7 protein-coding genes and 2 pseudogenes are annotated in these 7045 nt (G+C 66.5%); 2 read left to right on the forward strand and 7 right to left on the reverse strand.

Annotated features, from left to right (window positions below):
* The 6 genes from AC2VOK_RS05990 to AC2VOK_RS06015 all read right to left on the reverse strand — a co-directional run.
* Window positions 1-245 (reverse strand): ANTAR domain-containing protein (locus AC2VOK_RS05990; protein WP_428899668.1); only part of this gene is annotated, 245 nt, incomplete at its 3' end.
* 209 nt (window positions 246-454) lie between these two features.
* Entirely contained in the window at window positions 455-1819 is a 1365-nt protein-coding gene (locus tag AC2VOK_RS05995) for a wax ester/triacylglycerol synthase domain-containing protein (protein WP_428899663.1), read from the reverse strand.
* A 155-nt stretch (window positions 1820-1974) separates the two neighbouring features.
* Entirely contained in the window at window positions 1975-2334 is a 360-nt protein-coding gene (locus AC2VOK_RS06000) for a carboxymuconolactone decarboxylase family protein (RefSeq protein ID WP_421528373.1), read from the reverse strand.
* A 79-nt stretch (window positions 2335-2413) separates the two neighbouring features.
* A complete protein-coding gene (locus AC2VOK_RS06005) occupies window positions 2414-2836 on the reverse strand; it encodes a DUF302 domain-containing protein (protein WP_428899664.1) in 423 nt (140 codons plus the stop codon).
* A gap of 42 nt (window positions 2837-2878) precedes the next feature.
* Window positions 2879-3148 carry a metal-sensitive transcriptional regulator gene (locus AC2VOK_RS06010; protein ID WP_428899665.1) on the reverse strand — a complete coding sequence of 90 codons (270 nt, stop codon included), beginning with the start codon at window positions 3146-3148 and terminating at the stop codon, window positions 2879-2881.
* 155 nt (window positions 3149-3303) lie between these two features.
* On the reverse strand, window positions 3304-3849 hold the full coding sequence (locus tag AC2VOK_RS06015) for a class I SAM-dependent methyltransferase (RefSeq protein WP_428899666.1): 546 nt from the start codon (window positions 3847-3849) through the stop codon (window positions 3304-3306).
* Here AC2VOK_RS06015 and AC2VOK_RS06020 point away from each other — a divergent pair.
* A pseudogene (locus tag AC2VOK_RS06020) lies at window positions 3848-4397 on the forward strand (hypothetical protein); the annotation flags it as partial. The gene AC2VOK_RS06015 and the pseudogene AC2VOK_RS06020 sit on opposite strands and share 2 nt — an antisense overlap.
* A gap of 15 nt (window positions 4398-4412) precedes the next feature.
* Here the strand turns inward: AC2VOK_RS06020 and AC2VOK_RS06025 are convergent.
* Window positions 4413-6176 (reverse strand): N-acyl-D-amino-acid deacylase family protein, encoded by a 1764-nt coding sequence (locus AC2VOK_RS06025; protein WP_428899667.1) that lies wholly within the window; start codon window positions 6174-6176, stop codon window positions 4413-4415.
* A 198-nt stretch (window positions 6177-6374) separates the two neighbouring features.
* Here AC2VOK_RS06025 and AC2VOK_RS06030 point away from each other — a divergent pair.
* Window positions 6375-6836, forward strand: a pseudogene (locus AC2VOK_RS06030) (TetR/AcrR family transcriptional regulator); the annotation flags it as partial.
* Window positions 6837-7045: the final 209 nt, after the last annotated feature.

Raw genomic sequence — 7045 nt, forward strand, 5'->3', positions numbered from 1 at the left:
CGCCCACACTGCGGGTGCGTATCCATGAATCTGGAGGCCGGCTCACCGCCACCGGCGAAGTGGGCCAGCGCCCAGGCCAGTGCGAACGCCGGTACCCACTGACGCTTTGCGGCACTGTGTAGTTCGTCGAACGCCATGTCGGACCGGCACCGGCGAAGTCCGATGAGAATGCCTCGCACTGTGTCGAGAATGCGCTCGGAATGTGGGCCGTGCGCTGCCTGGGAGGGAACCCAAGTGGCCATCAGGTCTATGGATAACTCCGGTTGTCGCCCAACCGGAGCCGCTATCAACACAGCGGTGCGCGTGGTCGTCCACACGTGAAATTCTCAACGGCGATTCCCTTTGACGCATGCAGCCATGATGTGCTCACTGCGGTCAATTACGCCAGATATCCGTCTCGATCGGTGCGCAGCAATGACCGTTTCGGGATCGACCGTTTCGAATCGGCACCACATTACTCTGCAAGCGAGAGTAATTCGTCGAAGCTGTCCACGATCGCGTCGTGGAAGACGTCGTAATCGGGTATCGCGGCCGTGTCGACGTTGATGCCCAGTGCGCAGGTGTCGACATAGGTGAACAACGTGACGTTGACCGATGACCCGATGGTCGGTCCGAACGCGTATTGGGCGCGCACGGCCGCGCCGCCGAGGAAGACCGGGACCGGCACTCCGGGCACGTCGCTGGCCAGAAAATCGACATGGCGCAGGACAAAACCGAGATACCACCGCGGCAGAAGGTTGAGGGCGCCGGCGATCGCCTGCGTGTAGGGCAGGGAACGTTCGTCACGCACCGCGCCGCTGCGCTGATGGATCGCCCTGACCCGCGCCGCCGGGTCGGTCCCCCCTACGGGCACGTCGAACCGCATGAGCGTGATGTGGTTCCCTCCGATGTCGTCGGCCGGTGTCCGGAGGCTGACCGGCATCGTCAGGTGCAAGTCGCCCACAGTGACACCGTGCTCGTCGTGGTATCGCCGCAGCGCCCCAGCCACTCCGGCGACGAACGCGTCGTTGAGCGCGCCGCCGCACCGGTGTGCCACCTCCCGCAGCAGTGGCCTCGGGACGTCGTGAACCCCCAGACGACGGTTCAGCCCTCGGTCTGTCACCAGCGGTGACCCAGTCCGTGTGATAGGCCGAACCGTCCGGTACACGGACGCGGTGGTCGAAGCAACCGATCGAACGGTCGCAACGGGCCGTCGGGCACTCTCGCACATCAGTCTTGGCGCCCCCGTCACCGCGCTCGCCACGGCGCTGCCCAGGACGCCGGTGTCGTACCTCAACGTGTCGCGGTAGCGCCCGAGCAGCGACAGCCCGGACGCCCGCGGCGCGAGCGGCATGGGCTCACGCGCACACGCGTTTTCGGACAGGCTGAACAGATTCATCGCGATCTGGACGCCGCCGATCCCGTCGGTGAGCGCGTGGTGGAACTTGCAGATCAATGCCGCGCCGCCATCGTCGAGGCCCTCGACCAGCGTTGCCTCCCAGAGCGCGCGGGCACGGTCGAAGTCCTGCATCTCGGCCAGTCGGGCCAGTTCAAGCACGTCGTCGAGCGTGCCCTGAGCCGGCACCGCGACCCGCCGCATGTGGTAGCCGAGGTCGAAATTCGGGTCGTATTCCCACCGCGGGGGGGCCGGCCACGGTGACGCCACGACCCGCTGGCGGAAGATGGGCAGCGTGCGGCTCATCAGGTCGAAGCGGTCGCGCACCGCCTGCCAGTCCGGGGATCGGTCCAGGAGCAAGATGGTGACCACGGTCGATCTCAGCCGCGGGTCACTTTCCATCGCCCATGTGAAGGCGTCGCTGTTTCGCATGAAGGCAGTCATCGGGGTGCTCCATGCAACAACCTACGACTGGCCGACGCAGAGGTCAGCAGTTCACCGGCTCACCATGACTTTGGTCCTTCAAGGTCATGCCATTGGTCTTTTGGGTCTTTTGAGGAATCGAGCTCCGGGCAGCGGGGCGTCAACCCCCAGGGCGTCTATGACGTCTTGGCATCTGCGAATTCGCAGAATGCGGTGTAGGCCCGAGCGCCGTAGATGGTGGCCGGCCCACCGTGCATGAGGAAGGTGACGCCGATGGCTTCGGCCGCTTCTTCGCGTGTGGCGCCTGCACGTGCAGCCGCCTGGGCATGCGAGGCGATGCATCCGTCGCAACCCTCGACGATGCCGATCGCCAACGCGATCAGTTCTTTGAACTTGCGGCTCAGCGCACCCTCGTTGAACGCGGCCCCGCTGAGGGCCGCGAAACCCTTGTAGACATCGGGGATCTGCTGTCGAAGCTCGCGGTGCTGGGGCAGGAGGTCCTCGAGGACCTTGTGGTGATGCTGCTGATCTGACATGGCTCCATCATATACACAAGGGGCATATACCCCCTCGGGTATATGCCCCTTGTGTATATGCCCCGTGCATATATGGACCCTATTCGCCCGCGGCCACCGGTGAACTGTTCTTCAGGGAGTCGATCACCGCTTGCAGTTTGCCGGCGACTTCCTCGGCGACGGGGCGCAGTTCCGGCTCACCGGTGAACTCCACCATGAGGCCGGGATTCATCGCCTCGACAAGCACAGTGCCGGCGCGGTCGGGGTCGGTGCGCACGACGACGTTGCATGGCAGCAACAACCCGATCTGGCGGTGCGCCGAGACGGCGCGGTGCGCCAACGGCGGGTTGCAGGCGCCCAGGATCAGATAGTCCTCCATGTCCTCGCCGAGTTTGGCCTTGAGCGTTGCTTTGACGTCGATTTCGGTCAGGACGCCGAACCCCTGCTCCGCCAGTGCGGAGCGTGTCCGCGCGACCGCCTCATCAAAGGAGGTGTGCAGTGGTGTCGCGATTGAGATATCCATGACGACTTCAGTCCTTTCTGCTTGGGCTGTGTTCCCCCCGGGTCACGCGAGGGCGAGGAACAACTTCTCGAGTTCGGCTTCGCTCATGGGAGCCGCGCCGTTGGCCGTGGTACCCGTGACGCATTCCTTCAATCCGGTCGCCACGATCTTGAATCCCGCACGATCGAGAGCGCGCGAAACAGCAGCCAGTTGCGTGACAACGTCCTTGCAGTCGCGCCCCTGCTCGATCATCGAGATCACTCCGGCAAGCTGGCCCTGCGCACGCCGCAGCCTGTTCAACACCGCGGTCATACCGTCTTGTTCGCCGATCACTGTTTCCTCCGTCGTGGTTGCCTACCTCATCATAGTACCCAGGGGGGTATATGCGCCCTGGTTCGACGAATCGGTACCAGCACCCGCACTATACCCCACTGGGTATGGCTCGGCCGCCCTTCGCCGGCTAACCGTCGCCCGATGTTCCCCGGCCGTCACGCGCGTGCCAGCAGCCAGGCATGGCCCTCCCCTTCGCCGGCGGCCAGCACGTCGATGTCGGCGAACGCCCGCGGCAGTTCGCCAGGGGCCGCACGGTGCGGGCCGGGGCCTCGCCCGACTTCGCTCAGGACGGCCACGGCCAGTAACCCGCCCCGCGTCAAACGCCCGATGACCGCCCGGTCGAGCCGACGGTCCCGGTACCTGTGGCACAGGATCAACTCGACGGGCGGACCGTCCGGCAGACCATCGTCGAAGTCGACGACCTCAAAGCGGCAGTGATCGCCCACCCCGCTGCGGCGAGCCAGATCCCGGGCGTGGCCGACGGCCACCCGGGATACGTCCAAACCCAGGACATCCATCCCCCGCCGGGCCAGCCAGACGCTGCCGAGGCCCTGCCCACAGGCCAGATCGAGTGCGCGTCCGGTGACGGGGAAAGCATCGGTATGAGCCGCAAAGACATCGGGAACCGCCACCGCGCCCAACGCAGGCGGCTCGAGGCTTGCGTACCGCTCGTCCCAGCGCAGTCGGTCACCGTCGACCATGCGCGTCACACTACCCAGGGCCTCACTGATCGCACGCCGACAGTTGACCGTGTGGCCTTCCCACACTGGATCGGTGTCCAGATCCGTGGCTTCTCCGAGCGTCGGCGCGTCGCGTCGGTCCGATCGCCGTCCCAGGCAGACCATCCGCAAGGTGCTCGACGCCGGATTGGCCGAACTGCGCGAATCGTCCTCGGCGAACCTGACGCTGCGACCTGCCGCTGCACACCGACGTCAACGACACGACCAAGACCCGTGTCAGTGCCACCGTGCGGAACATGGCCGTGGCGGTCGTCGACGACCCCGAGCCGACCACGGCCTGCGGCGCGGCCCTGATGGCTGACGACCCGGCGGTCGCGTCCCTGCACGAGCAGATCGGCGCGGAGGTATCCCGGCGGATCGGGGCGGCGTTGGGCCCCGGCTGTCCCCGCGCGGTGAAAACCACGCTGCAGATGACGTTCGCCGGCGCGCCGATGACGGCCCGCTTCGTCACCTGCCGGGAGATCGCAGGACAGCTCGACGAGGCCGTCGAGCTCATCCTGGGGCGTTCGCAGCCGACTGAGCGGCTAGGCCACGGCCAGCCTGCGGGACGGCCGGCCGGCCCTCAGGAACCGCCCCAGCTTGCGATGACCCAGTGCGGCAGAGGCTGTGCCCGCGCTGAACGCGAGCTGCCCGGAGACCAGTACCGCGCTGACCGTGTCGTCATTGCGGTTGACCATCCGGGATAGCCCACCGTAGGACTGCACCGGGTGTTCGGCGTAGCGGTCGAGGGAGTCGTCGAGCTTGTCGGGGTCGAGCACGACGAGATCGGCCCGGTCGCCTTCGCGCAGCGTGCCCGCGTCGATCCCGTACCACAGCCCGAGTTCGCCGGTGAGCCGGTGCACCGCGCGCTCCATCGACAGGAACGGCGTGCCGTTCTTTTCGGCGTCGTAGGCGTGTCGCAACAGGCGCAGCCCGGAGTTGTAGAAGGCCATGTTGCGCAGGTGCGCGCCGGCGTCGGAGAAACCCATCTGGACGGCCGGGCTCTGCGCCAGCGTGCGGAGCAGTTCGGGCCGGTGGTTGGAGATGGTCGTCCGCCAGCGCAGCTTCTCGCCGTGCTCGACGACCAGGTCGAGGAAGGCATCGACCGGGTGCAGCCCGCCCCGCTCGAGGCCCACCTGGCCGAACGACCTTCCGATCACCGAGCGGTCGGGGCAGTCCACGATCTCGGCGTCGAAGAAGTCGCGATGCCACACCCTGGGCCCGAATTTCTGGCCGTAGTCCCGGCGGAACCAGCGGCGATACTCCTCGTCGCGCATCAACTGGTTGCGCTCGACCTCGTCCTGTAGGTGCAGCGCCGCGGCACCGGAGCCGAACTCCTCGAAGATCACCAACGAGATCCCGTCGGCGTAGACCTCGAACGGCACAGGCAGGTGCTGCCAGCGGAAGTCGCCGCCCAGTGCGTTGACGAGCCGCCCGAGACGGTCCATGACGTGGATCACGGGCGGGATGGCCTTGATGTCCGCGGCCGACAACAGGCTGGTCTTCAGCCGGCGGCGACCAATACCCAACGAGGTCACCAGCTGCGAGAGCACCGACAGCGGATTCTTGATGTCGGGCCCGGACTGCAAGATCTTGTCGCGGCGCCGGAGAATGGCGTTCAGACGGCGCAACTCGCGCGGGCCGGCGTAGGTGGACGGCAGCGTGCGCGACCGGCAGACCTCGCCGTCGAGTTTGTCGAACAGCATTTGCTGCGAAGACATCCCGACGAATCCCTCGTCCAGCGCATCGTTGAGCATCGACTCCATGCGCGCCAGTTCCGCCGGGGACGGCCGCACGTCTTTGCGGGTCGCCCGGTCCAGGCCCATCGTCGCGGCCCGCATGTCGGAGTGGCCGATGAAGGCGGCCACGTTGGGGCCCAGGTTGAGCCGCTCGAGTGCGGCGACGTATTCGCCGGGGCCGCTCCAGGAGCGCGCCCGGCCCAGCCACTCGATCACGTAGCGCCGCGGAATCGCCTCCACGCGACCAAAGATGTCGCCGGCGTCGACGTTGTTCAGGTAGACCGTGGACAGCGAGCACGATCCCAGCAGCACGGTCGTCACGCCGTGCCTCAGCGACTCGGAAAGCGCTGGCTCGCAAAGTGTTTCGATGTCGTAATGGGTGTGGATGTCAATGATGCCGGGTATCACCCACTGGCCGGTGGCGTCGACGACGTCGGCGCCCGCCGCCTCCAGCGGTCCGGCCGTGACGGTGGCGACGCGGCCGTCGCGCAGACCGATGTTCCGCAGAGCCGACGGCGCACCCGTTCCGTCGAACCAGCGGCCGTTGAGGATCACCGTGTCGTACCTCATAATTCGGCCTCCCTGCCGGGCCCCGCGCTTGCGCCTCCAGGTTTCGGTGATCATACATACCGACGACGGTGTCTACCGAGATGGCTCGTGGTGCGACGGGACGCACACGCGCCGCGCGTTCCGGAGCCGAGCCCGGACCCGTCAGCGCTATGATCCGCCTGTGGGGATGACCGAACCCCAGACCGCCCTTCGCTGAGCATGGGTAGCCACGGTTGGGCGGGAGACGCGCCCGCCTCCGACGAGGAAGCGATCGAGCGCATCCTCGACGCCGCCGACGCGATCATCGACGAGCGCGGCTCGGCGATGCGCATCGCCGACGTGGCCCGGGCGCTCGGGGTGACACGGCAGACCGTCTACCGTTACTTCCCCGGTACGCAGGCGTTGCTGGTGGCTTCCGCGATGCGGTCGGCCGATGGGTTCCTCGACCGTGCGGCGGCTCACCGCGAGGGGTTCACCGACCCGATCGCGGCGGTCACAGAAGGGGTGGCCTTCGCGGTCGAACAGCTGTCCTGTGACAAGCAGCTCGAATTCGTGCTCAATCAGCGCCATCGCGACGGGCGGAAGGTCTCGATAATGTCGGATTCCGCCCTGGCCTTCGGTCATTCGATGCTGCATCGCTTCGACATCGATTGGGAGCGAAACGGTTTCGACGAAGTGGCGTAGGACGAGCTGAACGAGTTCTGCCTTCTTTCTCGAGCGCTGGAAGTCCCCCATGAGGAGATCGTCGAATGCCTCATCGCGGGTGACGCCTATCGGCTCGAATCGCTGGAATCGCCCATCTGCAGCGACAGTTCAGGCAAGCCCCGCGTGGTGGCCGACGCTGTCGGCCGCGTCGATCCTCAGATCGACCACATCACGAACAGGGAAGC

The sequence above is a fragment of the Mycobacterium sp. TH-M116 genome (assembly GCF_057473685.1).